Source organism: Streptomyces coeruleorubidus, assembly GCF_028885415.1.
Taxonomy (GTDB): domain Bacteria; phylum Actinomycetota; class Actinomycetes; order Streptomycetales; family Streptomycetaceae; genus Streptomyces; species Streptomyces coeruleorubidus_A.
This window is the reverse complement of sequence record NZ_CP118527.1, coordinates 1,944,495-1,970,980: the sequence shown is the minus strand read 5'-3', so window position 1 is coordinate 1,970,980 and position 26,486 is coordinate 1,944,495. Positions and strand designations below refer to the sequence as shown.

24 protein-coding genes are annotated in these 26,486 nt (G+C 70.7%); 20 read left to right on the top strand and 4 right to left on the bottom strand.

All coding sequences use genetic code 11. From position 1 onward, the window contains the following. Positions 1 to 414: 414 nt before the first annotated feature. Positions 415 to 1,473 (bottom strand): LacI family DNA-binding transcriptional regulator, encoded by a 1,059-nt coding sequence (locus PV963_RS09200; protein WP_274815159.1) that lies wholly within the window; start codon positions 1,471 to 1,473, stop codon positions 415 to 417. 46 nt (positions 1,474 to 1,519) lie between these two features. On the opposite strand from PV963_RS09200, the gene PV963_RS09195 reads away from it, so the two are divergent. The 17 genes from PV963_RS09195 to PV963_RS09115 all read left to right on the top strand — a co-directional run bounded on the left by PV963_RS09195 (position 1,520) and on the right by PV963_RS09115 (position 19,023). After that, complete coding sequence (locus PV963_RS09195; protein ID WP_274815158.1) at positions 1,520 to 2,779, top strand: MFS transporter; 1,260 nt, start codon at positions 1,520 to 1,522, stop codon at positions 2,777 to 2,779. 9 nt (positions 2,780 to 2,788) lie between these two features. Beyond that, the gene (gene pafA, locus PV963_RS09190; protein ID WP_020274871.1) at positions 2,789 to 4,150 is read left to right on the top strand and encodes a Pup--protein ligase; all 1,362 of its coding nucleotides are present in this window, start codon (positions 2,789 to 2,791) and stop codon (positions 4,148 to 4,150) included. 130 nt (positions 4,151 to 4,280) lie between these two features. After that, positions 4,281 to 5,282, top strand: coding sequence for an FKBP-type peptidyl-prolyl cis-trans isomerase (locus tag PV963_RS09185; protein WP_274815157.1), 1,002 nt, complete (start codon positions 4,281 to 4,283; stop codon positions 5,280 to 5,282). Positions 5,283 to 5,343: 61 nt separating this feature from the next. Beyond that, positions 5,344 to 5,715 carry an FKBP-type peptidyl-prolyl cis-trans isomerase gene (locus PV963_RS09180; protein ID WP_010045336.1) on the top strand — a complete coding sequence of 124 codons (372 nt, stop codon included), beginning with the start codon at positions 5,344 to 5,346 and terminating at the stop codon, positions 5,713 to 5,715. A gap of 129 nt (positions 5,716 to 5,844) precedes the next feature. Further along, entirely contained in the window at positions 5,845 to 6,822 is a 978-nt protein-coding gene (locus tag PV963_RS09175; RefSeq protein ID WP_274815156.1) for a helix-turn-helix transcriptional regulator, read from the top strand. Positions 6,823 to 6,840: 18 nt separating this feature from the next. Further along, a complete protein-coding gene (locus PV963_RS09170) occupies positions 6,841 to 7,911 on the top strand; it encodes a helix-turn-helix transcriptional regulator (protein ID WP_274815155.1) in 1,071 nt (356 codons plus the stop codon). A 193-nt stretch (positions 7,912 to 8,104) separates the two neighbouring features. After that, positions 8,105 to 8,398, top strand: coding sequence for a hypothetical protein (locus PV963_RS09165; protein ID WP_274815154.1), 294 nt, complete (start codon positions 8,105 to 8,107; stop codon positions 8,396 to 8,398). 43 nt (positions 8,399 to 8,441) lie between these two features. Continuing rightward, on the top strand, positions 8,442 to 8,636 hold the full coding sequence (locus PV963_RS09160; RefSeq protein ID WP_274815153.1) for a hypothetical protein: 195 nt from the start codon (positions 8,442 to 8,444) through the stop codon (positions 8,634 to 8,636). Positions 8,637 to 8,895: 259 nt separating this feature from the next. After that, positions 8,896 to 9,180, top strand: a complete 285-nt coding sequence (tatA, locus tag PV963_RS09155; protein WP_274815152.1) for a Sec-independent protein translocase subunit TatA — start codon at positions 8,896 to 8,898, stop codon at positions 9,178 to 9,180. A 47-nt stretch (positions 9,181 to 9,227) separates the two neighbouring features. Further along, positions 9,228 to 10,190, top strand: a complete 963-nt coding sequence (gene tatC / locus PV963_RS09150; RefSeq protein ID WP_274815151.1) for a twin-arginine translocase subunit TatC — start codon at positions 9,228 to 9,230, stop codon at positions 10,188 to 10,190. Positions 10,191 to 10,221: 31 nt separating this feature from the next. Beyond that, on the top strand, positions 10,222 to 11,112 hold the full coding sequence (locus PV963_RS09145) for a diacylglycerol kinase (protein ID WP_274815150.1): 891 nt from the start codon (positions 10,222 to 10,224) through the stop codon (positions 11,110 to 11,112). Positions 11,113 to 11,168: 56 nt separating this feature from the next. After that, positions 11,169 to 14,015 (top strand): DEAD/DEAH box helicase, encoded by a 2,847-nt coding sequence (locus PV963_RS09140; RefSeq protein WP_274815149.1) that lies wholly within the window; start codon positions 11,169 to 11,171, stop codon positions 14,013 to 14,015. Positions 14,016 to 14,386: 371 nt separating this feature from the next. Continuing rightward, the gene (locus PV963_RS09135) at positions 14,387 to 16,027 is read left to right on the top strand and encodes a sensor histidine kinase (RefSeq protein WP_274815148.1); all 1,641 of its coding nucleotides are present in this window, start codon (positions 14,387 to 14,389) and stop codon (positions 16,025 to 16,027) included. Beyond that, complete coding sequence (locus tag PV963_RS09130) at positions 16,024 to 16,431, top strand: roadblock/LC7 domain-containing protein (RefSeq protein ID WP_274815147.1); 408 nt, start codon at positions 16,024 to 16,026, stop codon at positions 16,429 to 16,431. The genes PV963_RS09135 and PV963_RS09130 overlap by 4 nt, the downstream gene beginning before the upstream one ends. Then, a complete protein-coding gene (locus PV963_RS09125) occupies positions 16,428 to 16,829 on the top strand; it encodes a DUF742 domain-containing protein (RefSeq protein ID WP_274815146.1) in 402 nt (133 codons plus the stop codon). Before PV963_RS09130 ends, PV963_RS09125 begins: the two co-directional genes overlap by 4 nt. Beyond that, a complete protein-coding gene (locus PV963_RS09120; RefSeq protein ID WP_274815145.1) occupies positions 16,810 to 17,430 on the top strand; it encodes a GTP-binding protein in 621 nt (206 codons plus the stop codon). The genes PV963_RS09125 and PV963_RS09120 overlap by 20 nt, the downstream gene beginning before the upstream one ends. Positions 17,431 to 17,499: 69 nt before the next feature. Further along, a complete protein-coding gene (locus PV963_RS09115; RefSeq protein WP_274815144.1) occupies positions 17,500 to 19,023 on the top strand; it encodes a cytochrome P450 in 1,524 nt (507 codons plus the stop codon). Here PV963_RS09115 and PV963_RS09110 read toward each other — a convergent pair. Beyond that, a complete protein-coding gene (locus tag PV963_RS09110; protein WP_274815143.1) occupies positions 19,017 to 20,000 on the bottom strand; it encodes an RluA family pseudouridine synthase in 984 nt (327 codons plus the stop codon). The genes PV963_RS09115 and PV963_RS09110 overlap by 7 nt on opposite strands. A gap of 80 nt (positions 20,001 to 20,080) precedes the next feature. On the opposite strand from PV963_RS09110, the gene PV963_RS09105 reads away from it, so the two are divergent. Beyond that, a complete protein-coding gene (locus PV963_RS09105) occupies positions 20,081 to 20,662 on the top strand; it encodes a GNAT family N-acetyltransferase (RefSeq protein WP_274815142.1) in 582 nt (193 codons plus the stop codon). Between the two features lie 38 nt (positions 20,663 to 20,700). Here PV963_RS09105 and PV963_RS09100 read toward each other — a convergent pair whose 3' ends face one another. Together PV963_RS09100 and PV963_RS09095 are read right to left on the bottom strand one after the other, a co-directional pair. Further along, positions 20,701 to 21,543, bottom strand: coding sequence for a siderophore-interacting protein (locus PV963_RS09100; protein WP_274815141.1), 843 nt, complete (start codon positions 21,541 to 21,543; stop codon positions 20,701 to 20,703). A gap of 126 nt (positions 21,544 to 21,669) precedes the next feature. Next, a complete protein-coding gene (locus tag PV963_RS09095) occupies positions 21,670 to 22,599 on the bottom strand; it encodes a 5'-3' exonuclease (RefSeq protein ID WP_274821980.1) in 930 nt (309 codons plus the stop codon). A gap of 168 nt (positions 22,600 to 22,767) precedes the next feature. Between PV963_RS09095 and PV963_RS09090 the strand changes: the two genes are divergently transcribed. After that, entirely contained in the window at positions 22,768 to 23,859 is a 1,092-nt protein-coding gene (locus tag PV963_RS09090) for a quaternary amine ABC transporter ATP-binding protein (protein ID WP_274815140.1), read from the top strand. Further along, the gene (locus PV963_RS09085) at positions 23,852 to 26,464 is read left to right on the top strand and encodes an ABC transporter permease/substrate binding protein (RefSeq protein ID WP_274815139.1); all 2,613 of its coding nucleotides are present in this window, start codon (positions 23,852 to 23,854) and stop codon (positions 26,462 to 26,464) included. The genes PV963_RS09090 and PV963_RS09085 overlap by 8 nt, the downstream gene beginning before the upstream one ends. The last annotated feature ends 22 nt before the right edge of the window (positions 26,465 to 26,486 follow it).

Genomic DNA, 26,486 nt, shown 5'->3' with positions numbered 1-26,486 from the left:
GCGGCCTGTGCGGCTTCGGTGGGGGTGCGCGTAGCGCCTACCGGGGTGCGGTGGGTCGGGGACGGGTCGGGGGTGTCCGTCCTCGGAACGGCGCGATGGGGTTGGATACCGACTGACTGTCCGTTGACGCGCCAACCGCTGCGGGCAGACACCCCCCGACTCGTCCCCTTCCCGCCGTGGGCGAGTGCGGTCCGCCTAGCTGCGGGCCGGTGATCCGCCCAGCTGCGGGCAATCGTGCCGCTAAGGGCGGCACGGGTGGGCGATGGGGGTACCCCCTGCTCGGGCGAAGCCGAGAGCTTGGGGGAGGCGCCCCGCTCCGCCGGGTTGCGGGCCCACCCGGCACCAGCAGCCGCTGCCGGCACCTCGCTCCGCCCGGTTGCGGACGCACCCCGCCCCGGCAGCGGCGCCGAGCAGCTACGGCAAGCCCGGTGGTGCCGTAGAGCCCCGTACCACCAGCCGTACCGGGATGTCCCCGCCCTCGGGCTCACGGCCCTCCAGGACGGCCAGCAACGCCCGCATGCCCCGTTCACCGAACAGCTCGGCGTCCAGGCGGACCGTGGTCAGCTCCGGGTCGATCGCCGTGGCCAGGGCCAGATCGTCCAGGCCGGTGACCGACAGGTCGTCCGGGACGCGCAGGCCCAGGCGGCGAGCTGCCTTGTACGTGCCGGCGGCCAGATGGTCGTCGTCGCAGATCACGGCCGTAGGGCGGGGGCCGGGCTCCGAGAGCGCGGTTTCGGCCGCGGCCACCGCGCCCTCGATGGAGATCGGTGAGCGGGCCGTGCGCACGGACGTACCGGGCACCTCGGCCAGGCGAGCGGCCAGCTCCCGGGCGCGTACCTCGAAGGTCCAGGACGGTATGTCCGCCGCGAGGTGGAGGAAGCGGCGGTGGCCGAGGGACAGCAGGTGTTCCGCGACCTGGCGGACACCGTCGGCGATGTCCAGGTTCACCGTCGCCGCGCCCAGGCTTCCGGCCGGGTCGCTGTCCAGCATCACCAGGGGCAGTGCCTCGCCGCGGATCGCGGTGAGCGCGTCCGCGGCCATGGAGGAGGCGATGACGCCGTCCAGAGCGGCCTGGGCCGAGGCGAAGGGGTCACGGGCGGGGCCGATGCCCTCGGGGGAGGGGTAGAGGACCACGCCGAATCCGTGCTCGGCGGCGACGCGAGCCGCGCCCGTGTAGACGCCGGCGAAGAACTCGGTGGTCAGCGCCGGGACCACCAGGAGGACCGTGCGGGTGCGGCCCAGGCGCAGGTTGCGGGCGGCCAGGTTCGGGCGGTAGCCCAGGTCGCGGGCGGCCTCGCGGACCCGCTGAGCGGTCGCCTCCGAGACGCGGCCGCGCCACTTGTCCCCGAGGACCAGGGAGACCGCCGCCTGGGAGACGCCGGCGGCCTGGGCGACGTCCCGGCTCGTGGGGCGGGTGCTGCCTCGTGCCACCGTGGGGCTGCTCCTTCGTCTGGACTCGTGAACAGCGGCCATGGTACGTATGGGAGCCGAAGTTATACGTAAAACCTAGGGCGGGGACATGGCTACGGGATACCTGGAGATCCTTCGGGCGCGACACGCCGCCCGGCTGCTCGTCGGCACGCTCGTGGGCCGGCTGCCCAATGCCACGGCGGCCATCGCGATCCTGCTGTTCGTGCGGGCCGAAGGTGGTTCGTACAGCCTCGCGGGGGCGCTGGCGGGCGTGTACGGCGTCGCCAACGCCGTGGGGCAGCCGGTGCTGGGTCGGCTCGTGGACCTGCGCGGGCAGCCGCGTGTGCAGCTGCCGGCGGCCGTCCTCTCCGGGCTCGCCATGGCCGTCTTCGCCTTCGGCGGGATCGGGTCGCTGCCCCTCGCCTATGCCGCCGTGGCCGCCGCCGGGCTCTTCACGCCGCCCCTGGAGGGCGGGCTGCGGGCTCTGTGGTCGTCCGTCCTCCGCAAGGAGGAACACGTGCACACCGCGTACGCCATGGACGCCGTGGCCCAGGAGGTGATGTTCACCGTCGGGCCGCTGCTCGTGACGCTGTGCGTGTCCCTGTGGTCCGCCCAGGCCGCGCTGCTCGTGCTGAACGTGGTCGGGGTGCTGGGGGCGCTGTCCGTGGTCGTGTCGCCGCCCTCGCGCGCGTGGCGGTCGGCGCCGCGCGAGGCGCACTGGCTCGGCGCGCTGCGCTCGGCGGGGCTGGTCGCGCTGCTGGCGGCGTTCCTGTTCATAGGGATGGCGCTCGGGTCCATCACCGTCGCCTCGGTGCCCTACGCGGACGAGCACGGCGGCGACGTCGTGTACGGCTGGCTGATGGCGGCTCTGGGGTTCGGGGCGCTGGTCGGCGGCTCCGTCTACGGGGCCCGGCAGTGGGCCGGTGAGCCCGCGCGGCGACTGCGGGTGCTGGTGGCCCTTCTGGTGGTGTGTTACCTGCCGCTGATGCTGATGCCGGACGCGGTGCCCATGGTGGCGCTGACCGCGCTCGCCGGGGTCTTCCTCGCGCCCGCCATCGCCTGCGCGTTCGTCCTGGTCGACCGGCACGCGCCGCGCGGCACGGTCACCGAGGCGTTCTCCTGGCTGGTGACGACGTTCACGGTGGGCCACTCGGTCGGAACGGGCGTCGCGGGGCCCGTCGTAGAGGCGGGCGGGGCCCTGTGGGGCTTCGCCGTGCCGGGTGCCGCGGGTGGCGTGTCCCTGCTGGTTTTGACCGCCACGGGGCGGGTACTCGCAGCTCCCGGTGGGGGAGCGGTGGTTGCCGCCGGTTCGGAAAATGATCCAAACCGTGCCGTCGAACCCCGTTTCAGTTCAGGGGATCGGGCGTAATGTTCCCTCATGGACCGCCGCATTTTCGGGCTGGAGAACGAGTACGGCGTCACGTGCACGTTCAGGGGACAGCGCCGCCTGTCTCCTGACGAGGTGGCGCGGTACCTCTTCCGCCGTGTCGTGTCATGGGGCCGCAGCAGCAATGTCTTTCTGCGAAACGGCGCCCGCCTCTATCTCGACGTGGGCTCACATCCGGAATACGCCACACCGGAATGTGACAACGTGATCGAACTGGTCACCCACGACAAAGCGGGCGAGCGCATTCTCGAAGGACTCCTGGTGGACGCCGAACGACGCCTGCACGAGGAGGGAATCGCGGGCGACGTCTACCTCTTCAAGAACAACACCGATTCGGCGGGCAACTCCTACGGCTGCCACGAGAACTATCTGGTCGCCCGGCACGGGGAGTTCTCCCGGCTCGCGGACATTCTGATTCCGTTCCTGGTCACACGGCAGTTGCTGTGCGGCGCGGGCAAGGTGCTCCAGACGCCGCGCGGTGCCGTGTACTGCGTCAGCCAGCGGGCCGAGCACATCTGGGAGGGCGTCTCCTCGGCGACGACCCGATCCCGGCCGATCATCAACACGCGTGACGAGCCGCACGCGGACGCCGAGCGCTACCGCCGCCTGCACGTCATCGTGGGCGACTCCAACATGTCCGAGACGACCATGCTGCTCAAGGTCGGCGCCACCGACCTGGTGCTGCGCATGATCGAGGCGGGCACGGTGATGCGGGACCTCACCCTGGAGAACCCGATCCGGGCGATCCGCGAGGTCAGCCACGACATCACCGGCCGCCGCAAGGTCCGCCTGGCCAGCGGACGCGAGGCCTCCGCCCTGGAGGTGCAGCGCGAGTACTACGAGAAGGCCGTGGACTTCTGCGAGCGCCGCGGCATCCGCACCGGCACCGTGGAGCAGGTCCTGGAGCTGTGGGGCCGCACCCTGGACGCGATCGAGACCGAGGACCTCGACCGCATCGGCACCGAGATCGACTGGGTCATGAAGTACAAGCTCCTCGAGCGGTACCGGGCCAAGCACAACATGACCATGTCGCATCCGCGTGTCGCGCAGATAGACCTCGCCTACCACGACATCCACCGCCGTCGTGGCCTGTACTACCTGCTCGAGAAGAAGGGGCAGGCGGCGCGTATCTGCAACGACTTGAAGATCTTCGAGGGCAAGTCCGTTCCGCCGCAGACCACTCGGGCCCGGCTGCGCGGCGACTTCATCCGGCGCGCCCAGGAACAGCGCCGTGACTTCACGGTCGACTGGGTTCACCTCAAGCTCAACGACCAGGCCCAGCGCACCGTGTTGTGCAAGGACCCGTTCCGTTCGGTGGACGACCGGGTGGAGAAGCTGATCGCCGGAATGTGAGGAAATGCGCCGGCGGGGAAATCGCCGGAACGTCACACGGGCGCCGTACGTTACGAGTACGGCGCCCTGCTCACGCCGTAGAGTTGCGCGCACGCCATCAACGAGATCGACCGATTACGAGGCCCCCACAGTGCGCCGACGCTCACTTCTCATCTCCGTACCCGCTGGACTTGCCACGCTCGCCGCCTGCGGCGACGACAAGTCCGACTCGAGCAAGGCCAGCGACAGCCCGTCGCCCTCGCCGTCGGCCCCGTCCGCGGCCCCGCCGCCGAAGATCGTCGACGGTCCGCTGCCGGCGGTCACCGCGGGCACGAAGTTCGACGAGAAGCCGACGGTCGCCAAGGGCAGCGGAGAGCCGTCGAAGCAGCTCGCGGTGAAGACCCTGGTCGCGGGCAGCGGCAAGGCCATCGCGGAGAACGACTTCGTCGTCGCGCACTACCTGGGCCAGGTCTGGAACACCGCCAAGGTCTTCGACAACTCCTACGACCGCAAGGCCCGCCTGGCCATCCAGCTCGCCCAGGGCCAGATCATCGACGGCTGGCGGTACGCGCTGGCCGGCAAGAAGGCCGGCAGCCGCGTCGAGATGGCCGTCCCGCCCACCTGGGGCTACGGCTCGCAGGGCAACCCGCAGGCGGGCATCAAGGGCACCGACACCCTGGTCTTCGTCGTCGACGTGCAGGACACGTTCAACGCCAAGAGCTCCGCCAAGGGCAAGGAGGTCCCGCAGGACAACGCGGAACTGCCCAAGGTCGGCACCAACACCGACGGCAAGGCGCCCTCCATCGAGGTGCCCAAGTCGGCCGCGCCGAAGAAGCTCGTCGCGGAGTACGTCCTGGAGGGCGACGGCGAGGAGGTCGCCGCCGACAACAGCGTCCTCGTGCAGTACAAGGGCGTGCTGTGGGACGGCGGCAAGGAGTTCGACTCGTCGTACGCCAACAAGCAGCTGGTGTCGTTCTCGCTCCAGCAGGTCGTCAAGGGCTGGGCGCAGGGCCTGACCGGCAAGAAGGTCGGCAGCCGCGTCCTCATCGTCATCCCGCCGGAGCTGGGCTACGGGGACAACCCGCCGCAGGGCAGCGGCATCAAGAAGGACTCCACGCTGGTCTTCTCGGTGGACATCCTCGCGAAGCTGTGACGCGCGTGGGATGTAAGACTGTGCGTGTTCGCCTTTCCGCAGACAAGCAGGAGCGTTAGACGTGAGCATCGACAAGCCCGAGATCGACTTCCCGGGCGGCGAGCCCCCGGCGGACCTCGAGATCAAGGACATCTGGGAAGGCGACGGCCCGGTCGCGCAGGCGGGCCAGACCGTCACCGTGCACTACGTCGGTGTCTCCTTCAGCACGGGCGAGGAGTTCGACGCCAGCTGGAACCGCGGCACCCCCTTCCGCTTCCCGCTGGGCGGCGGCCGGGTCATCAAGGGCTGGGACCAGGGCGTGCAGGGCATGAAGGTCGGCGGCCGCCGCCAGCTGACCATTCCCGCCCACCTCGCCTACGGCAACCAGAGCCCGTCCCCTCTGATCAAGCCCGGCGAGACGCTGATCTTCGTGGTCGACCTGCTCGGGGTCTGAGCAGGATCCGAACAGACTCGATCACGTGGGGCCCATGCCTGTTCGGGCATGGGCCCTCGGCTTTTGCCGGGCCACCGTGGAGCGGTACGGTCGTCGTCGTCAAGCACCATAGGGAGGCGAAGCGCGTCGATGGCCATTGCCAAGGCCGAGCGGCTGATGAATCTGGCGCTGTGTCTGCTCGGGACGCGGCGGCCGCTCAGCAAGCGCGAGCTGCGCGACTCCATCGAGGCCTACGTCGAGGCCTTCGGACCGGGCAACGGCGCGGGCGGCAACGACGACTCCTTCAACCGCATGTTCGAGCGCGACAAGGACGACCTGCGCGAACTCGGACTGGTCATCGAGACCGTCGAGAGCCTCGACGGCGAGGTCGGCTATCTGGCCCGCCGTGACAGCAACCGCCTCCCGCCCATCACCCTGGACGCCGAGGAGGCCGCCGCGCTCGGGCTCGCCGCCAAGGTGTGGCAGCAGGCCCGGCTCGCCGGCGCCGCCAGCGGCGCCCTGCAGAAGCTGCGCGCGGCGGGACTCCCCGAGGACGTCGACCCCTACGGGGCGCACGGCGCGCTGGAACCGCGCATCCCCGTGCACGAGGCGGCGTTCGAGCCGCTGATGCTCGCCTGCCGGGACCGCCGGCCCGTCGTGTTCGACTATCGCAAGGCCACCGCCGTCCGCCCCGAGCAGCGGCATGTGGAGCCGTGGGCGCTGGAGTGCTGGCGGGGCCACTGGTACCTGGCGGGCTGGGACCGCGACCGGGGTGCCGAGCGGGTCTTCCGGCTGTCCCGGATCACCGGCAAGGTCCGCTCGCGCGGCGGCCGGTACACCGCTGACGTGCCGGACGTCGTCACGGTCCGTGAGACCGTCGCGAGCTGGGCCGGGGAGATCACCGACCGCTCGGCGCGGATCCGGCTGCGCCCGGACGCGGGGTACCCCCTTCGGGCGAAGGCCACCTCCGTTCGGGAACTCGGTGACGGCTGGGACGAGTTGGAGATTCCGTACGGCCACGGGCTGGACGCCTGGCTGGTGGAGTTCGGGCCTGACGTGGTCGTCCTGGAGCCGGCGGAGCTGCGGGCCGACGTGGTGGACCGGCTGCGGGCCGTGGCCAAGGGCTGAGGGGGAGCGGACGAGACAGTGGCAGGCAAACCGGTCAGGCCCGTGAACGCCATCGACCAGACCAGACGCATGCTCTCCCTGGTGACGTATCTGAGGGAGCGTCCCGGGGCCCGGGTCGAGGACGTCGCGCGCGCCTTCGGCATCACCGAGGACGAACTGGTCTCCGACCTCGACGTGCTGCCCATGTGCGGCACCAGCTTCCGCGGCGGCGACCTGCTCGACATCGACACCGACGGCGAGCGCATCTGGTGGCACAACCCGGCCGCCCTGGCGGCGGAGGCGGCCGAGCCGCTCAGGCTCGCCGCCGACGAGGCCACCGCCCTGCTCGTCGCCGCCCGCGCCGTGGCCACGCTGCCCGGACTGCGCGAGAGCGACCGGCAGGCGCTGCTGCGGGCGACGGCCAAGGTGGAGGCCGCGGCCGGCGAGGCGGCGGGCGCCAGCGCGCGGCTGTCGGTGACCTTCGAGTCCGAGGGCGGGGTCTTCGCGGACGTCGACCGGGCGATCGCCGAGCGCCGCCGGCTGTGGATCCGCTACTACTCGCCCGCACGCGACGAGGTCACCGAGCGGGAGATCGACCCGATCCGCCTGGTCAGCGTCGGGCACACGTATGTCGAGGCCTGGTGCCGCCGCTCGGAGGCGCGCCGCACCTTCCGGCTCGACCGGGTCGCCGAGATCAAGATCCTCGACGAGCCGTCGGCGCCGCCGGAGATCGAGCTGCGGGACCTGTCTCAGGCGCTGGTGCAGCCCGCGGCCGAGGACCCGGAGGTCGTGGTCGAGGTCGGGCCCGGCGGCCGCTGGGTCGCCGAGTACTACCCGCACGACAGCGCGGACGAGCTCGCGGACGGCGGGCTGCGCATCACTCTGCGGACCCCCGACCCGGCGTCGCTGCGGCGCCTGGGGCTGCGGCTCGGGCGCGACGGCCGCATCGTGTCGCCGCCCGAGCTGGCGGACAGCGCCCGGCAGGCGGCCCGCGAGGCGCTGGCGGCGTACGACGGGATCGAGGCGGTGGAAGCGGCCGACGTGGTGCAGGCGGCCGAGGTGCGCGGGCCGCAGGCGGTGGCGGACGCGCCGGACGGCAGGCGCGAGTGAGCCGCGGGTGCGCACGGCGGCGACGGCAGGCCGGCGCCGTCCCCCGACACCGCCGTGGTTCCGGGACGCGGACCTGGCCGACGTCGCCGGCGAGCCGGCCCGCGCCGGCCGGGTGCCCCCAAGGCGAACGACCCGCGCCGGCGCCGGCCGGGTGCCCCGAAGGCGAACGACCCGAGAAAGAGGAGCGAGGGCTGTGAGCGAGTCGGCGACGTCGGGTGCGCGGGGCGTGACGGTGGAGTCCGCGTTCGCCGGGATGACGAGCGTGTCCCCGGTGCTGTTCAAGGCGGGCTGCCCGGACTGCCGCGGACGCTTCGAGCTCACCGCGGGCGCCCTGCGCCTCGCCATCGGCGCCACCAGCCGCACCACCTTCTACTCCTTCACCTGCCCGGAGTGCGGTGCATCCGTCCGCAAGCCCGCGGGGGAGCGGATCGTGGAGCTGCTCACCGGCGGCGGTGTGCGGACCCTGCGGCTGCATTCGACCCTGTAGGGGCCTGACGTTCGACGTTCCGGAAGGGTCTAGGCTCGGCGTCATGTTCTGGCCGATGTTCGCCATTGCCGTGGGATTCGTGGGTCTCGTCGTGCTCGGGGTGCTCGCCGTGCGGGTCTTCGTCGAGGCACAGCGTCTGGGCAGCCAGGTCACGGACTCGGCGCGCCGTATCAGCCGGGCCGCGGAGGACCTGGAGCGGGCGACGGAGAGCGCGGCCCGGTCCGTGGACGCCCTGTGAGCTGTCCGGCGGGCGGCTGTGAGTCGGGCTTTGGGACACTTCGCCCTGTCACCTCCGCGGTTCGGACAGGTACTCTGCTGGTCGCGGCCCGGTTAACGAGGCACTGGCCGCGGACGGGAGTACGCACAGGGGATGCAGAGGGATTGCCTCACGTTTACCCCTGAGCGTTACGATCGCTGTCAACACGATCGTTCGGACACATGTCCGACCGGTCGGACAGCACCCCACCACAGCCGCCTCGGTGAGAAGGTAAAGACTTATGTTCGGAAGGCTCGGAGCCCCCGAGATCATTCTCATCCTCGTCGTCATCATCCTGCTGTTCGGCGCGAAGAAGCTTCCGGACATGGCTCGGTCGCTCGGCAAGTCGGCCCGTATCCTCAAGAGCGAGGCCAAGGCGATGAAGGACGAGAACAAGTCGTCCACGACCCCGGCCGGCCCGCCCGACAACGACGAGCAGCCCTCGCAGCGCACCATCCAGGCCGCCCCCGGTGACGTGACCAGCTCGCGCCCGGTCAACGAGCCGACGGACACGACCAAGCGCTGACGCAGGGCCGGTGACCTCCGGCCTGCCGCACGAGATGGGAACGTGGGTTGCTGAAGTCTGCCCGCAAGCAGGAGAAGGATCCGGAGGGGCGGATGCCCCTCGCGGAGCACCTTCGCGAGCTCCGCAACCGGCTCGCCAAGGCGATCCTGGCGATCGTCGTCGTCACGGTCTTCGCCGCCTTCTTCTACAACGACATCATCAACTTGATCACCAAGCCGATCCTCGACTCGGTCGGCTGTGACAAGACCTTCGCGGAACTGGCCCAGGCGCAGCCGGGCTCGAAGCCGTGTGCGCAGATCACCATCAACGGCCTGCTCACCCCGTTCACGCTCGCGCTGAAGGTGTCCCTGATGGCCGGTGTCGTGCTGGCCTCGCCGATCTGGCTCTACCAGCTGTGGGCCTTCATCGCGCCGGGCCTGCACCGGCACGAGAAGAAGTACGCCTACGCCTTCGTCGGCACGGGCGCCCCGCTGTTCATCATCGGCGCCTACTTCGCCTACACGGTGCTTCCCACCACGGCGAAGGTGCTCCTCGAGTTCACCCCGGGCGGCACGTCCAACCTCCTTCCGCTGGACGACCTGCTCGACCTGGTCATGCGGATGGTGCTCGTCTTCGGCCTCTCCTTCGAGCTGCCGCTGCTGCTGGTCATGCTCAACGCCACCGGCGCGATCACCGGCAAGCGCATGCTCGGCTGGTGGCGCGGCATGATCATGGGCATCACGGTGTTCGCGGCCATCGCCACGCCGAGCACCGACCCGCTCACGATGCTGGCGCTCGCCGGGCCGATCTGGATCCTGTACTTCGCCGCGGTCCTCTTCTCCCTGCTCAACGACCGGCGTCGCAGCCGCCGCGATGCCTTGGGCCCCGCCGACGACGAGGCCTCCGAGCTGGACCTCACCCCCGACGACATCGGCGAGATCGAGCCCGTGACGAGCAGCCGCGCCGCGCTGCCCGAGCAGGCGAGCGCGGAGCGCACGGACCGGGTCAACGGTTATGACGACGTGACCTGAAGATCGGCGGGCAGCTCATAGGGTCGGTCGCGTGACCAGCGAGATCACCCTCTTCGTCAACCCCACCGCGGGTCGCGGCCGGGGCGCCCGCGCGGCGCAGCCGGCCGCTTCCGCTTTGCGGGCGGCCGGTTTCTCGGTGCGTACGGTGCTCGGGGAGGACGCCCCGGACGCCCTCATCCGCGCGCGTGCCGCCGTCGCGGGCGGCACCGGAGCGCTGATAGCCGTCGGCGGTGACGGCATGGCCCAGCTGGCGCTGCGGGCGGTCGCGGGCACGAGCACCCCCCTCGGCCTGGTCGCCGTCGGCACCGGCAACGACTTCGCCCGCGCCCTCGGTCTGCCCGTACGCGAGCCGGCCGCCGCGGGCCGGATGATCGCCGACGCCCTCAAGTGCGGGCGGCTCCGCGACATCGACCTCGGTCTGGTGGGGGACCGCTGGTTCGGCACGGTCCTCGCCTCCGGCTTCGACTCCCGGGTCAACGACCGGGGCAACCGCATGCGGTGGCCCGCCGGCCGCTTCAAGTACGACCTCGCGATGCTCGCCGAACTCGCCGCGTTCCGGCCCGTCCCGTACCGGATCCGGCTCGACGACGGCGAGGTCCGTGAGGTCGAGGCGACCCTGGTCGCCGTCGGCAATGGATCGTCGTACGGCGGCGGCATGCGGATCTGCCCCGGAGCCGACCTGACCGACGGGCTGTTCGACATCACCGTGGTCGGGGACTGCGACCGTACGACGCTGCTGCGGGTGTTTCCGCGGGTGTACCGGGGGACCCATGTCGAGCATCCGAAGGTGACCGTGCTGCGGGCGGCGCGGGTCGAGGTCGCCGCCGAGGGCGTCACCGGGTACGCGGACGGGGAATCGCTCGGCCCGTTGCCGCTGAGCGCGCGCTGCGTGCGCGGGGGCGTGCGGGTCGTCGGCCCCTGAGCCGTGCTGCCCCTGAGCTGCGCCGATCTCCGGTTTCACAGGAACGGATCCGGATAATGATCGTCCTGTTGTCAGTGCGGCCCGGTACGCTCGAAAGCACGATGACAGAGGATCTCTCACCGGCCGAGCGGTACGCGGCAGCCCGTCAGCGCGCTGCCGAGCAGGCCACCGCGCTCGCCTCCTTCCGCGAGATGTACGACTTCGGCCTCGACCCCTTCCAGATCGAGGCCTGCCAGGCGCTCGAGGCGGGGAAGGGCGTGCTGGTCGCCGCGCCCACCGGCTCCGGCAAGACGATCGTCGGCGAGTTCGCCGTCCACCTCGCCCTCCAGCAGGGCAAGAAGTGCTTCTACACGACGCCCATCAAGGCGCTGTCGAACCAGAAGTACGCCGACCTGTGCCGCCGCTACGGCACGGACAAGGTGGGCCTGCTCACCGGCGACAACAGCGTCAACTCCGACGCCCCGGTGGTCGTGATGACCACCGAGGTGCTGCGGAACATGCTGTATGCCGGTTCCCAGACACTCCTGGGCCTCGGCTACGTGGTCATGGACGAGGTGCACTACCTCTCCGACCGCTTCCGGGGCGCCGTCTGGGAGGAGGTGATCATCCACCTTCCCGAGTCGGTCACGCTCGTCTCGCTCTCGGCGACCGTGTCGAACGCCGAGGAGTTCGGCGACTGGCTCGACACGGTCCGCGGCGACACCGAGGTGATCGTCTCCGAGCACCGGCCCGTGCCGCTGTTCCAGCACGTGCTGGCCGGGCGGCGGATGTACGACCTCTTCGAGGAGGGCGAGGGCCACAAGAAGGCCGTCAACCCCGACCTCACGCGCATGGCGCGCATGGAGGCGGCCCGGCCGTCGTACCAGGACCGCCGGCGCGGCCGGCAGCGCGAGGCCGACCGCGAGCGTGAGCGCAGACAGCGCTCCCGGGTGTGGACGCCGAGCCGGCCCGAGGTCATCGAGCGGCTCGACGCCGAGGGGCTGCTGCCCGCCATCACCTTCATCTTCAGCCGCGCCGCCTGCGAGGCCGCCGTCCAGCAGTGTCTGTACGCGGGCCTCAGGCTCAACGACGAGGAGGCGCGCCACCGGGTACGCGCGCTCGTCGAGGAGCGCACGGCGTCCATCCCGCACGAGGACCTGCACGTCCTCGGCTACTACGAGTGGCTGGAGGGCCTGGAGCGCGGCATCGCCGCCCACCACGCGGGCATGCTGCCCACCTTCAAGGAGGTCGTCGAGGAGCTGTTCGTGCGCGGCCTGGTCAAGGCCGTGTTCGCCACCGAGACCCTCGCCCTCGGCATCAACATGCCCGCCCGTTCGGTGGTGCTGGAGAAGCTCGTCAAGTGGAACGGCGAGCAGCACGCGGACATCACCCCGGGCGAGTTCACGCAGCTCACCGGCCGGGCCGGACGACGCGGCATCGACGTCGAGGGCCACGCCGTCGTGCTCTGGCAGCGCGGCATGAACCCCGAGCACTTGGCGGGCCTGGCCGGCACGCGCACGTATCCGCTGCGGTCCAGCTTCAAGCCGTCGTACAACATGGCGGTCAACCTGGTCGAGCAGTTCGGTCGGCACCGCTCGCGCGAGCTGCTGGAGACGTCGTTCGCGCAGTTCCAGGCGGACAAGTCGGTCGTCGGCATCTCCCGGCAGGTGCAGCGCAACGAGGAGGGTCTTGAGGGCTACAAGGCCTCCATGACCTGCCACCTCGGCGACTTCGAGGAGTACGCGCGGCTGCGCCGCGAACTGAAGGACCGTGAGAACGAGCTGGCCCGGCAGGGTGCGGCACAGCGGCGCGCGGAGGCCGCCGTCTCGCTGGAGAAGCTGAAGCCCGGCGACGTCATCCATGTGCCCACCGGCAAGTACGCGGGCCTGGCGCTGGTGCTGGACCCGGGCCTGCCCGCGGGCCGTTCGAACGGCCACCGCGGTTTCGAGCACCACGACGGGCCGCGCCCGCTGGTGCTGACCGCCGAGCGGCAGGTGAAGCGGCTGGCGGCCATCGACTTCCCGGTGCCGGTCGAGGCGCTGGAGCGGATGCGGATCCCGAAGTCCTTCAACCCCCGTTCACCGCAGTCCCGTCGGGACCTCGCGTCCGCGCTGCGCACCAAGGCCGGGCACATCCCGGCCGAGCGGCACCGCAAGCGGCGCTCCCAGGCGGCCGACGACCGCGAGATCGCCCGGCTGCGGACGGCGCTGCGCGCGCACCCCTGCCACGGGTGCAACGACCGTGAGGACCACGCCCGTTGGGCCGAGCGCTACCACCGGCTGCTGCGGGACACCTCGCAGCTGGAGCGGCGCATCGAGGGCCGTACCAACACGATCGCGCGGACGTTCGACCGGATCGTGGCGCTGCTGACCGAGATGGACTACCTGCGCGGCGACGAGGTCACCGAGCACGGCAAGCGGCTCGCGCGGCTGTACGGCGAGCTGGACCTGCTCGCCAGCGAGTGTCTGCGCGAGGGCGTCTGGGAGGGGCTCGGCCCGGCCGAACTGGCCGGGTGCGTCTCGGCGTTGGTGTATGAGGCGCGCGTCGGGGACGATGCGCTGGCGCCGAAGCTGCCGTCGGGGAAGGCCAAGGCCGCGCTGGGCGAGATGGTGCGGATCTGGGGGCGGCTGGACGCCCTTGAGGAGGAGTTCCGGATCTCCCAGACCGAGGGTGTCGGGCAGCGTGAGCCGGACCTGGGGTTTGCCTGGGCCGCGTACATGTGGGCCTCCGGGAAGGGGCTCGACGAGGTGCTGCGCGAGGCGGAGATGCCGGCGGGGGACTTCGTGCGGTGGTGCAAGCAGGTCATCGATGTGCTGGGGCAGATCGCGGCGGCGGCGCCACAAGGGTCTTCGGTGGTGAAGAACGCCCGTAAGGCCGTTGATCTGTTGCTGCGGGGAGTTGTCGCCTACTCGTCGGTGGGGTGAGCTTGTTGCGCGAGTGCCGGTTCGTTGTGGTTGCTCGCGCAGTTCCCCGCGCCCCTTAAAGGGCGTTGTCGCCGAAGCCCCTCACCCGTTTAGGGGAGGGGCTTTCGCATGCCTGTTCGTCGTTACGGGACGTATTCGAACGATGTCGCAGCGTGTAAAAGACTGAGCGTACTATCCCTTCGCGACCGGTTTCCGGCAGTTGCTGAATATGACATGGCGATGATCCGGTCGGACTAAGCTCGCCCGCAGCGCACCGGCTTGAGATGAATTCGTGCGCTTGTTCCCCAATGTGCGGAAGAGTCCTACAGCTTCATGACATACCCCCTTGCACGTCCTTCCGAACCCCAGCCGACTCCTTTCAGAAGGCCCACATGGTGAGTGTTCAATCCCCTCCCGGTCGCGCTGAACTGCCCTACGCGCGCGTGCTGCTGCTGCCGGCCATAGCGATGGCCGCGGCGACCGGAGCCGCTGTCGCCCTGGTGACGGCGCCGGCCCGGCTCGCCGTCGGCTGGTGCGGTGGCATCGCCACCGTGCTGGTGATCGCGACGGCGGTCGAGGCGGTGCGCCGCGGCCGTGCCCTGCGCAAGCAGCGGGCCGAGCACGCCAGGCACAGCGCGCATCTGGAACAGCGGATCGCCGCCCACGAGAACGAGTTGGTCCACTTCTCGAGGGAGATCATCCCCGCGGCGCTCCAACTGCTGAGCTCCGGAGAATCCCCCAGGGAAGTGATTCGCAAGCTCGGTGTGGCCAACCCCGAGTACCGCGACCTCCCCGCCCCGCAGGCCGAGACGCTGCTGACGGTGCTCAAGATCGTCGACCGCGAAGTGACCATGCGCGACGCCGCCGCGCGCTCCTTCGTCAGTGTCGCCCGCCGTGTCCAGGCGATCATCCACCAGCAGGCCGAGGAGCTCCGGGAGATGGAGGAGGACCACGGCCGCAACCCCGAGGTCTTCGACGACCTGCTGCGCATCGACCACGGCAACGCCCTGATCGGCCGCCTCGCCGACTCCGTCTCCGTCCTCGGCGGCGGCCGCCCCGGCAGGCAGTGGCCCGAGCCGGTGTCCCTGTACAGCACGCTGCGCGGTGCCATGTCCCGCATCCTGGAGTACCGGCGCATCCAGCTGTCCTCCATCGCCAAGGTCAGCGTCAAGGGCATCTACGTCGAGCCGGTCATCCACGCCGCCGCCGAGCTCCTCGACAACGCCACGCGCTACTCGCCGCCGCAGACGAAGGTGCACGTCACCGCCACCGAGGTGCAGACCGGCGTCTGCATCGAGATCGAGGACGGCGGTGTCAACCTCAACGAGGAGGCACGCGCCCGGATCGAGGGCATGCTGGAGGCCGCCAAGGCGGGCGTCGACCTGCAGGACATCGGCGAGCACCCGCGCCTCGGCCTCGCCGTCGTGGGCCGTCTGTGCACGGCGTACAACATGCAGGTCTCGCTGCGTGCCTCCGCGTACGGCGGCGTCCGCGCCATCCTCATCGTCCCGAGCGAGATGATCACCCACGAGCCCGGTGTCGGACTCGCCCACGGCATCGGCGCCACCGGCATCCCCATGACGGTCGGCATCCCCGAGGGGCCGAAGCGCACGCCCAAGAAGCGCCGCCCCACCAGCCCGAAAATCCCCACAACGGTCTCCCTGGAGGACGACGACGTCCCCGAGGTCACCGAGTGGACGCCGAACGGCCTGCCGCAGCGCCGCAGCAGGGTGAAGACGCCGCTCGCCGAGCGACTCGCCCAGCAGGCCGCCAACGAGAAGGCCGACCGGGAGGCCGCCGAACGGGGCGAGTACAACCCCTGGGCGACGCTGGAGGCCGAGCCCAAGCCTCTGCGCGACATGAACGCCCCCGACGCCCCCGGCAAGGGCCTCGAGGCCTTCTGGGAGGGACTCAAGCAGGGCATCGAGCCCGGCACCCACCCGACCGACTTCATCCGGAACCCGACCAAGTACCTGCACCTGCTCAACGACCCGGCCCCCACCGAGGCCGACGACGAGGGGGACCTCAAGTGATCCAGCAGCGAGGCAACTTCGACTGGATGCTCAAGCAGCTCGCCGACGGCGTGCCGGGCATCGAGATGATCGTGGTGCTCTCGGCCGACGGTCTGCGCATCGCCCGCCACGGCGGCGAGCCCGACGCGGCCGACCGGGTCGCCGCGGCCTGCGCCGGTCTGCAGTCCCTCGCGGGCAGCGTCTGCCAGGAACTCACCGTCGGCGACGGCGAGATGAAGCTCGTCATGATCGAGATCGACCGCGGCTACTTCTACCTGATGAGCGCCGGAGCCAACGCCTTCCTCGCGGTGCTCTCCGACGTGCGGTGCGAACCCGGCCGGATGAGCGCGATGATGCGCGATCTGGTCGTCCGGATCGGCGGCCATCTCACCAGTCCGCCCCGGCGGAACGGGCAGATCGTATGACGCCTCCGCAACGCCAGAGGCGCGACCCCGCCGTCCCGGAACCGTCCACGCCCCAGGAGGGCGAGGGCAAGGTCAGGAATCCCGAGCGGATGTACGTGGTGGCCGGCCCGGACGGTGAACGGGCCGAGCTCGACCTGGTGACGTTAATCGTGGCGCGTGCCACGGACCCGCCGCCCTCCGCCTCTCCCGAGCAGGCGGCGGTGCTCCGGCTCTGCGCCGCCCCCCTGTCCGTGGCCGAGCTGTCGGCCTACCTCCACCTGCCGTTCAGCGCGATGGGCGTGCTGCTCACCGAGCTGCTGACGGCGGAACTGGTGCAGGCGCGCGCCCCGATCGTCCGCCGGCAACGCACCGACCGTTCCCTCCTCGAAGCGGTGATGAATGGACTTCAAAGGCTCTGACACCATCCCGGGCCCCCGGGCCGAGGACCAGTTGCCCCACACGGCACAGGCCGCGGCCAAGATCGTGATCGTGGGTGGCTTCGGCGTCGGCAAGACGACCATGGTCGGCTCGGTCAGCGAGATCACACCGCTGACCACCGAGGAGACCATGACGCAGGCCGGCATCGGTGTCGACGACAACTTCGGTTCCGCGTCCAAGACGGCCACCACCGTCGCGATGGACTTCGGGCGGATCAGCATCACCGAGCAACTCGTGCTGTACCTCTTCGGCACACCCGGCCAGCAGCGCTTCTGGTTCCTGTGGAACGGCCTGTTCGAGGGCGCGCTCGGCGCGGTGGTGCTGATCGACACCCGTCGGCTGGAGGTCAGCTTCGATGTGATGGGGCGCCTGGAGGAGCGCGGTGTGCCGTTCGTGGTCGCCGTCAACTCCTTCCCCGATGCCCCCCGTTACGCCATCGAGGAGCTGCGCACGGCCCTCGATCTCACGCCGGACATCCCGATCATCGAGTGCGACGCGCGGCGGCGGGCCTCCAGCCGTGACGTCCTGATGACCCTCATGCGCTTCCTGCACTCGCTCGCCATGACGGGCTCGCGCACCTGATCCCGTGTCCGCGCCCGCCCCACCCTGCCCCCGTACATCTGGATTCACCTCAGTTTCGGAGCGACCACTGTGACGCCTGAATCCCACGCCCCGACCGGTACGGACGCCCCCCGGACCGACCCGCCCCCCGGCTGCCCCGCGCACGGCCTCGGGCCCGGGGGACTGCACCGGCTGCACGAGTCGGAGGACCTGCCGGCGCTGTACGAGCAGCTGCGGAAGGAGCACGGCCCCGTGGCACCCGTGCTGCTCCACGACGACGTACCGCTGTGGATCGTGCTCGGCCATGCCGAGAACCTGCACATGGTGCGCTCGCCCTCGCAGTTCTGCCGGGACAGCCGTATCTGGACCCCGCTCAGGGACGGCCTGGTCAAGCCCGATCACCCGCTGATGCCGCACATCGCCTGGCAGCCCATCGCCTCGCACGCCGAGGGCGACGAGCACAAGCGGCTGCGCGGCGCGGTTCAGGGCGCCATCTCGACCATCGACTTCCGCAGCCTGCGCCGCTACATCAACCGCAGCACGCAGGCCATCGTCAACCGGTTCTGCGAGCACGGCGAGGCCGACCTCGTCGGACAGTTCGCCGAGCACCTGCCGATGGCGGTGATGTGCGAGATCCTCGGCATGCCCGACGACTACAACGACCGTCTCGTCGAGGCCGCCCGCGACGCGCTCAAGGGCACCGAGACGGCGATCGCCAGCCACTCCTACGTCATGGACGCCCTGAGCCGGCTCACCACCAGGCGCCGCGCCCAGCCGGAGGAGGACCTCGCCAGCTACCTGATCACCCACCCGGCCCGGCTGACCGACGACGAGGTCAGGGAACACCTGCGCCTGGTGCTCTTCGCCGCCTACGAGGCCACCACCAACCTGCTGTCCAACGTGCTGCTCACGGTGCTGATCGACCCGCGCTTCCGGGCCCGGCTCAACGGCGGCCAGATGACGGTGCCGGAGGCAGTGGAGCAGTCGCTGTGGAACGAGCCGCCCTTCAGCACGGTCTTCGCCTACTTCGCCAAGCAGGAGACCGAGCTGGGCGGGCAGCGCATCCGCCGGGGTGACGGACTGCTCTTCGCCCCGCTGCCGGCCAACGTCGACCCGCGGGTGCGGCCGGACCTGAAGGCCAGCATGCAGGGCAACCGGTCCCACCTCGCCTTCGGCGGCGGCCCGCACGAGTGCCCCGGTCAGGACATCGGGCGCTCCATCGCCGACGTCGGCGTCGACGCGCTGCTGATGCGGCTGCCGGACGTCGAACTCGACTGCGACGAGGACGAGTTGCGCTGGACTGCGTCCATCGCCTCCCGGCACCTCGTGGCACTGCCGGTGCAGTTCGCGCCCAAGCCGCCGCAGGACGTGACGCAGACGCCGAACCACAAGCCGGTCCCCCCACAGCGCTCGGACTGGCAGATCGGCATCGCGCAGCCGCAGCCGCAGCCGCAACCGCAGTCCCAGACCGCACCGGTCGCCGCACAGCCGCAGCCTGAGCCGGCTCCGGCGCAACCCCAGCCGGTCCCTGAGACCCCGCAGCCGGCGGCTGAGGAACCGGCCCGCCGCAAGGGCGTCTGGCAGCGCTTCGTGAGCTGGTGGCGCGGCTACTGACCGTCCGGTGGGCCGTCGTGCGTCCCGGCGGCCCACCGGTCCTGCGACGCCCAGGCCGCGAGCACCCGGCCGCTGCGGAACCGGTGCTCCACGCCCGTGACCGGGTCGGTGAACTCCAGGGCCCGGGCCAGCAGTTGGAGCGGGCGCCGGAAGTCACCGGCCGGCACCGGAGCGGTGACCTCGGGGTAGAGCGGGTCGCCGAGGATCGGCACGCCCAGCGCGGCCATGTGCACACGCAGCTGATGGGTCTGCCCGGTGCCGGGCACGAGCCGGTACCGGGCGAGTCCGCCGGCCTGGTCCGGGCGGTGCTCGACGAGCTCGACGCGGCTGACGGCGTTGGGCTCGCCCGCCACCTCCCGGGCGGTGAGCTCGCCGCGCTCCTTCACGATCCGGCTGCGCACGGTGCGGGGCAGGGCGAGGCCGGGATCGTACGGGGCGACGGCCTCGTACTCCTTGCGCACCCGCCGGTCGCGGAACAGCGTCTGGTACGCGCCACGCTCCTCTGGGCGCACGGTGAACAGCACGAGTCCGGCGGTGAGCCGGTCCAGCCGGTGCGCGGCGCTGAGCGTCGGGATCTCCAGCTCGCGGCGAAGCCGGGCCAGCGCGGTCTCGGCGACATGGCTGCCGCGCGGGGTGGTGGCGAGGAAGTGGGGTTTGTCGACGACGAGGTGCTCGTCCCGGTACACGACCTCCAGCGGGAACGGCACCGGCACCTCGTCGGGCAGCTCCCGGTGGAACCACACGAACATCCCGGGCACATACGGCGCGTCCGCCGGCACGGGCCGCCCGTCCGCCCCGACGACGAGCCCCGCGTCGAACATCCCGTCGACGACCCCGTCGCCGGCCCCCGAGAGCCGCTCCACCAGATGCTCACGCACCGTGGCCCACGCCCCCGCGGCGGGCAGCCGCACCCGCACCGGATCGACCCCGTGGCGCTGCGGCAGGGGAGCTGGCGGGATACGGGTCCTGCGTCTCATCGCGGCCCAGCGTACGAGGCGGGCGGGCACCGGCGGAAAACCAGTGGGGCGGGCCACCGCTCCCTTGCCAGGATGTGGGCATGCCCTTCCTCACCAGCCCGGTCCTGACGCCCGAGGTCTTCACCGGCCACCCGCAGCCCACCCTGGCCACCGGCGACGGACTCGTCCTGCGCCCCTGGCGGGCCGGGGACGCCCCTGCGGTGTACGAGGTCTTCCAGGACCCCGTGATGCACCAGTGGCACGCCCGGACCGCCGACTCCGAGGACGAGGTCGCCGGCTGGATCCGCGACTGGCATCAGGCCTGGGAGGAGGAACGGGAGGCGCAGTGGGCGGTCGTCGACGCGGACTCCGACCGGCTGCTGGGGCGGGTGGCGCTGCGCGAGATACGGCTCGACGACGGCGTGGCGGAGGTGGCGTACTGGACCGCCCCGGCGGCACGCGGCCGGGGCGTCGCCGCCCGGGCCACGACCGCACTCGCCCGCTGGGCGCTCGACGAGATCGGTTTCCACCGTCTCGAACTGCTGCACGCCGTGCGCAACGAGGCCTCCTGCCGCGTCGCCTCGCGGACCGGTTTCGCCCTCGAAGGCACCAAGCGCAGCGCCATCCTGCACCTGGACGGCTGGCACGACATGCATCTGCACGCGCGCGTGCGGGGTGACTGACCGCGGCCTGCCCGGGGCGGAGCGATGTCTCGCGTCGCTCAGGCGGCGGGGGTGGGCTCCTGCTCCGCCTCGATGCGCGCGTTCCACTCCCGCTTCGAGGCCTGCCAGCCGTCCTCGTTGTGGCCGCGGCGCCAGTAGCCGGAGATCGACAGGTCCTCGCGCGCGATGCCGCGCTCGACGCGGAGCAGCCGGCGCAGCTCCTTCACGAAGTGCGCCTCGCCGTGGACGAAGGCGTGCACGCGGCCCTCGGGGAACGCAAGGCCCCGCACGGCCTCGACGAGCGCCTCGCCGAGCGGCCGGTCACCGCGGTGCAGCCAGACGACCTCCACGTCCGAGTCGATCTTCTGCTCCTCCTCGGAGCCGGAGATCTCCACGAAGGCGTACGCCCTGGCCCCGCGCGGCAGTGCCTCCAGGGAGCGGGCGATCGCGGGCAGCGCGCTCTCGTCGCCGACGAGCAGATGCCAGTCGGCGTCCGGGTCGGGCGCGTACGCCCCGCCGGGGCCCGTGAACCGCACGGTCTCGCCCGGCCGGACGCGCGCCGCCCAGGGGCCCGCCAGGCCCTCGTCGCCGTGGATGACGAAGTCCAGGGTCAGCTCGCGGTGTTCGGCGTCCCAGTGGCGCACCGTGTACGTCCGGGTCACCGGCCACTGTTCGCGCGGCAGCTCCTCGCGGATGCGCTGCATGTCGAAGGGTTCCGGGTAGGTCACGCCCTCGGGCGGGAACAGCAGCTTCACATAGTGGTCGGTGCAGGTGTCCGCCGCGAAGTCGGCGAGGCCCTCGCCACCGAGCACCACGCGCTGCATGTGCGGGGTCAGCCGCTCGGTGCGGACGACCTGAGCGGAGTGTGGTTTGCGCGGCTGGCGTCCCGGTCGCTCTGCCATGAGGGCCTCCCTGATTCGTATAGTTAGGCTTACCTAAGTTAGCACCTCGCCCCCCACTTAACACCTCTCGAATGAGAGATTGATGAGGGCCACCGGCTCAAGGTAAGGCCGCCGGCCCCGCACAGGTCACGTCGCGAGCGTCGCCAGCAGGCGCTCCAGTGACCCGCCCAGTCCCCAGCGGGCCGCCAGCACCTCCAGCTCCGCCGGGTCGCGCGGCGTCCGGGGCAGCGCCGTCGTGACGTCCGGCAGCGGCACGTCGTCCGCGACCCTGACCACCTTCGGCGCGACCGCCAGATACGGGCGCGCCTCGTCCAGCCGCCTGCGCTGCGTCGGCGTCAGCTTCGAGCCCCGGTCCTCGACGGCCGCCAGGATCCCGGCCAGGTCCCCGTACTCGGCCAGCAGCTTGGCGGCCGTCTTCTCGCCGATGCCCGGCACGCCGGGCAGGCCGTCGCTGGGGTCGCCGCGGAGCAGGGCCAGATCCGCGTACCCCCTGCCGTCGACCCCATACTTCTCACGCAGCACCGCCTCATCGGTGTGCTGCAACGTGCCCACGCCCTTCAGCGGGTACAGCACGCGCACCCCGCGCGCGTCGTCCACCAGCTGGTACAGGTCGCGGTCGCCCGTGACGATGTCGACCGGGCCCTTCGCCCGCGCCGTGAACGTGCCGATCACGTCGTCGGCCTCGTATCCGGCGACGCCCACGCGCGCGATGCCCACCGCGTCCAGCACCGCCTCGATGACCGGCACCTGCGGCGACAGGGTGTCGGGCACCTCCTCCTCGTCCGGGCCGGCCGCGTGCTCCTCGGCGACGCGGTGCGCCTTGTAGGAGGGGATCAGCTCCACTCGCCAGTGCGGCCGCCAGTCGGCGTCCATGCAGGCCACGAGGTGGTCGGGCCGGTGGTCCCGGACCAGGCGGTCGATGAAGTCGAGCAGCCCGCGCACGGCGTTCACCGGCGTGCCGTCCGGTGCCTTCACCGAGTCCGGGACGCCGAAGTAGGCGCGGAAGTACAGGGAGGCGGTGTCGAGGAGCATCAGTCGTCCGGTCACGCCACGCATCATGCCGTACGCCACCGACAGCCACTCGCCTCACGTGTGACGCGCCCCACTTGTGCGTTTGGGATCCGGAATCGGGGGGAGGCGCCGCCCCGCAGCGAGGCTGGTTGCGCAATTCAACTTTTGCGTCCTGTCCTCGCTCTGTTCTATTGCCGTGAAATTGAGGTGCACGTGTCAGCAAGGCTTCAGGCGGAGAGCCTGTACAAAGTGTTCGGCAGGAGACCGGACCAGGCGGTCCAGCGGCTCCGCGACGGGGCGGACCGGGAGAAGCTGCGCGCCGAGGGCTCGACCGCCGCCGTGATCGACGCGTCCTTCACCGTGGAACCCGGCCAGATCTTCGTCGTCATGGGCCTGTCCGGCTCCGGCAAGTCCACCCTGCTGCGCATGCTGAACGGCCTCCTCGAACCGACCGCCGGACACGTGCGCTTCGACGGCCAGGACCTGACCACGCTCGGCGACCGTGAGCTGCGCGAAGTCCGCTCCAAGAAGATCAGCATGGTGTTCCAGCACTTCGCGCTCTTCCCGCACCGCAGCGTGCGCGAGAACGCCGCCTACGGTCTGGAAGTGCAGGGCGTGCCCCGCGCCGAGCGCGTACGCCGCGCCGACGAGGCGCTCGCCCTGTGCGGCCTGGCCGGCTGGGAGAAGTCCTGGCCCGACGAGCTGTCCGGCGGCATGCAGCAGCGCGTCGGACTCGCCCGCGCGCTCGCCACCGACGCCGACCTGCTGCTGATGGACGAGTCCTTCAGCGCCCTGGACCCGCTGATCCGCCGCGACATGCAGGACCAGCTGCTGGAGCTCCAGCAGGAGCTGAAGAAGACGATCGTCTTCATCACCCACGACCTGAACGAGGCCATGCGCCTCGGCGACCGCATCGCCGTCATGCGCGACGGCCGCATCGTGCAGAACGGCACCGCGCAGGACATCCTGCTGCGCCCGGCCAACGACTACGTCGCCTCCTTCACCCAGGACGTCGACCGCTCCCGCGTGCTGACCGCGGGCGAGCTCATGGACACCTCGGTCACCGGCGACGACCCCGGCTGCCACTGCGAGACCGCCACGACCGACACCCCGTTCACGGAGCTCTGCGCGATCAGCGCCCGGCTCTCCCACCCCGTCTCGGTCGTGGACGAGGACAACAAGCTGATCGGCGTCGTCCCCCGGCAGCGCCTGATCGGCTTCCTCGGCGACGAGCGGGACGCCACCCCGGAGCCCTGCGACTCCCCGCGGGGCAAGGGCGGAGAGAAGGTGACCGCCCGTGCCTAGGATTCAGCTCGGCACTTGGGTCAACGACGGCGTCGACTGGCTGACCACCCACATGGGGTGGCTGTTCGACTTCTGCAAGGCCGTCTTCCTCGGCCTCTACGACGGCATCAACGCCGTCCTCCAGGCCCCCGAACCGCTGCTCCTCGCGGGCATCTTCGCCGTGATCGCCTTCTGGCTGCGCGGCACGCTCGCCGGTGTCCTCGCCTTCGTGGGATTCGCGTTCATCGACTCCCTCGAACTGTGGGAGAACGCGATGATCACCCTGGCGCTCGTCCTCGTGGCGACCGTCATCGCGCTGGTGGTCTCCGTACCCGTGGGCATCTGGGCGGCCCGCTCGGACCGCGTCAGCGGTCTGGTCCGGCCCGTCCTGGACTTCATGCAGACGCTGCCCGCGATGGTCTACCTCATCCCGGCGATCCTCTTCTTCGGCACCGGCGCCTCCGCCGGCATCGTCGCCACCCTGATCTTCGCGCTCGCCCCGGGCGTGCGCATGACCGAACTCGGCATCCGCCAGGTCGACAAGGAACTGGTCGAGGCCGCCGACGCGTTCGGTACCACACCCCGCAACATCCTGCTGCGCGTCCAGCTCCCCCTCGCCCTGCCGACTGTCATGGCCGGCGTCAACCAGGTCATCATGCTCGGCCTGTCCATGGCCGCCATCGCCGGCATGGTCGGCACCGGCGGCCTCGGCGGCGACGTCAACCAGGCCATCGGCCAGCTCAACGTCGGCCTGGGCGCCGAGGCCGGTGTCGGCATCGTGATCCTCGCGATCTACCTCGACCGCATGACCAGCGCGCTGGGCACCCAGGTCTCCCCGCTCGGCCGCCGCGCCGCCGCCAGGCTGCGCGCCGCCCAGGGGCTGAAGATCTGGTCGTACCGGCCCCGCCCGGCCGTCGCCGTGATCGGCGTCGTCGTCCTCGCCCTCGTCTCGGGCGGCATGGGGGTCCTCGGCGGCGGCACCAGCTCGACCGCCGCGGCCGGCAGCAAGGACGTCGGCCAGGGCAAGAAGATCAGCATCGGCTACATCCCCTGGGACGAGGGCGTCGCCTCCACCTTCCTCTGGAAGGAGGTCCTGGAGCAGCGCGGCTACCAGGTCGAGGCCAAGCAGCTCGACGCCGGCCCGCTCTACACCTCGCTCGCCCAGGGCGACGTCGACTTCCAGACGGACGCCTGGCTGCCCACCACCCACGCCCAGTACTGGAAGAAGTACGGCAAGCAGCTCGACGACCTGGGCGCCTGGTACGGCAAGACCTCCCTGGAGCTCTCCGTGCCCTCCTACATGAGGGGCATCGACTCCCTGGAGGACCTCAAGGGCAGGGCCTCCGAGTTCGGCGGCAAGATCACCGGCATCGAGTCCAGCGCCGGCGAGATGGCCCTGCTCAAGAGCAAGGTCCTCAAGGAGTACGGCCTGGACAAGGAGTACAAGGTCGTCGACAGCTCCACGCCCGCGATGCTGGCCGAGCTGAAGCGCGCGTACGCCAAGAAGGAACCGATCGTCGTCACGCTCTGGTCGCCGCACTGGGCGTACAACGACTACAAGCTGACGAAGCTCAAGGACCCCAAGGGCGCCTGGGGCAAGGGCGACGGCGTGCACACGCTTGCCCGCAAGGGCTTCGCGAAGGACGACCCGACGGTCGCCGAGTGGCTGAAGAACTTCAAGATGAGCGAGAAGGAGCTCACCAGCCTCGAAGCCGAGATCAACAAGGCCGGCAAGGGCAACCAGCAGGAAGCCGTCCGCGCCTGGCTGAAGCAGCACCCCGGCTACGTCGACAAGCTCGCCCCGGTCAAGGGCACCGGCAGCGGCACGCCCGCCGAGGCGAAGCGACCGCTGGACGTGGCGTGGTTCCCCTGGGACGAGGACATCGCCGTCACGTACCTGTGGAAGAACGTCCTCGAACGGCGCGGCTACAAGATGAACCTGAAGCAGATGGACGTCGGCCCCGTCTACACCGGTCTGGCCTCCGGCGATCTCGACCTCAACTTCGACGCCTGGCTGCCCTACGCACAGAAGAACTACTGGGACGCGAACAAGGACCGGCTCAAGGACCTCGGCACCTGGTACGAACCGACCTCCCTGGAGATCGCCGTGCCGTCCTACGTCAAGGGCGTCGACTCCCTGGAGGACCTCAAGGGCAAGGCCGGCACCTTCGACGGGAAGATCATCGGCATCGAGCCGGGCACCGGCGAGATGAACCTGCTGAAGACCAAGGTCCTGCCCGGCTACGGTCTCGACAAGGAGTACGAGGTCGTCGACGGCTCCACCCCGGCCATGCTGGCCGAGCTGAAGCGCGCCTACGCCAAGAAGGAGCCGATCGCCGTCACCCTCTGGTCGCCGCACTGGGCGTACAGCGACTACAAGCTGACCAAGCTGAAGGACCCCAAGAAGGCCTTCGGCGAGGGCAACACGATCCGCACCATCTCCAACGCGAAGTTCCCCGAGCAGTACCCGCAGCTCACGAAGTGGATCAAGAACTTCAAGATGAGCGAGGAAGAGCTCGGCAGCCTGGAGAGCGAGATCAAGAACCGCGGCCAGGGCCGTGAGGAAGAGGCCGTCGCCGCGTGGCTGAAGCAGCACCCCGACATGGTGGAGCGCATGACGCCGTAGTGCGGCCCGGGTACGGGGCGGG

Bases quoted from the DNA above. Each gene is read 5' to 3' on its own strand.
- PV963_RS09200 (WP_274815159.1), bottom strand. From the start codon at position 1,473: ATGGCCGCTGTTCACGAGTCCAGACGAAGGAGCAGCCCCACGGTGGCA.
- PV963_RS09195 (WP_274815158.1), top strand. From the start codon at position 1,520: ATGGCTACGGGATACCTGGAGATCCTTCGGGCGCGACACGCCGCCCGG.
- pafA (WP_020274871.1), top strand. From the start codon at position 2,789: ATGGACCGCCGCATTTTCGGGCTGGAGAACGAGTACGGCGTCACGTGC.
- PV963_RS09175 (WP_274815156.1), top strand. From the start codon at position 5,845: ATGGCCATTGCCAAGGCCGAGCGGCTGATGAATCTGGCGCTGTGTCTG.
- PV963_RS09160 (WP_274815153.1), top strand. From the start codon at position 8,442: ATGTTCTGGCCGATGTTCGCCATTGCCGTGGGATTCGTGGGTCTCGTC.
- tatA (WP_274815152.1), top strand. From the start codon at position 8,896: ATGTTCGGAAGGCTCGGAGCCCCCGAGATCATTCTCATCCTCGTCGTC.
- PV963_RS09140 (WP_274815149.1), top strand. From the start codon at position 11,169: ATGATCGTCCTGTTGTCAGTGCGGCCCGGTACGCTCGAAAGCACGATG.
- PV963_RS09135 (WP_274815148.1), top strand. From the start codon at position 14,387: ATGGTGAGTGTTCAATCCCCTCCCGGTCGCGCTGAACTGCCCTACGCG.
- PV963_RS09125 (WP_274815146.1), top strand. From the start codon at position 16,428: ATGACGCCTCCGCAACGCCAGAGGCGCGACCCCGCCGTCCCGGAACCG.
- PV963_RS09120 (WP_274815145.1), top strand. From the start codon at position 16,810: ATGGACTTCAAAGGCTCTGACACCATCCCGGGCCCCCGGGCCGAGGAC.
- PV963_RS09110 (WP_274815143.1), bottom strand. From the start codon at position 20,000: ATGAGACGCAGGACCCGTATCCCGCCAGCTCCCCTGCCGCAGCGCCAC.
- PV963_RS09105 (WP_274815142.1), top strand. From the start codon at position 20,081: ATGCCCTTCCTCACCAGCCCGGTCCTGACGCCCGAGGTCTTCACCGGC.
- PV963_RS09100 (WP_274815141.1), bottom strand. From the start codon at position 21,543: ATGGCAGAGCGACCGGGACGCCAGCCGCGCAAACCACACTCCGCTCAG.
- PV963_RS09095 (WP_274821980.1), bottom strand. From the start codon at position 22,599: ATGCGTGGCGTGACCGGACGACTGATGCTCCTCGACACCGCCTCCCTG.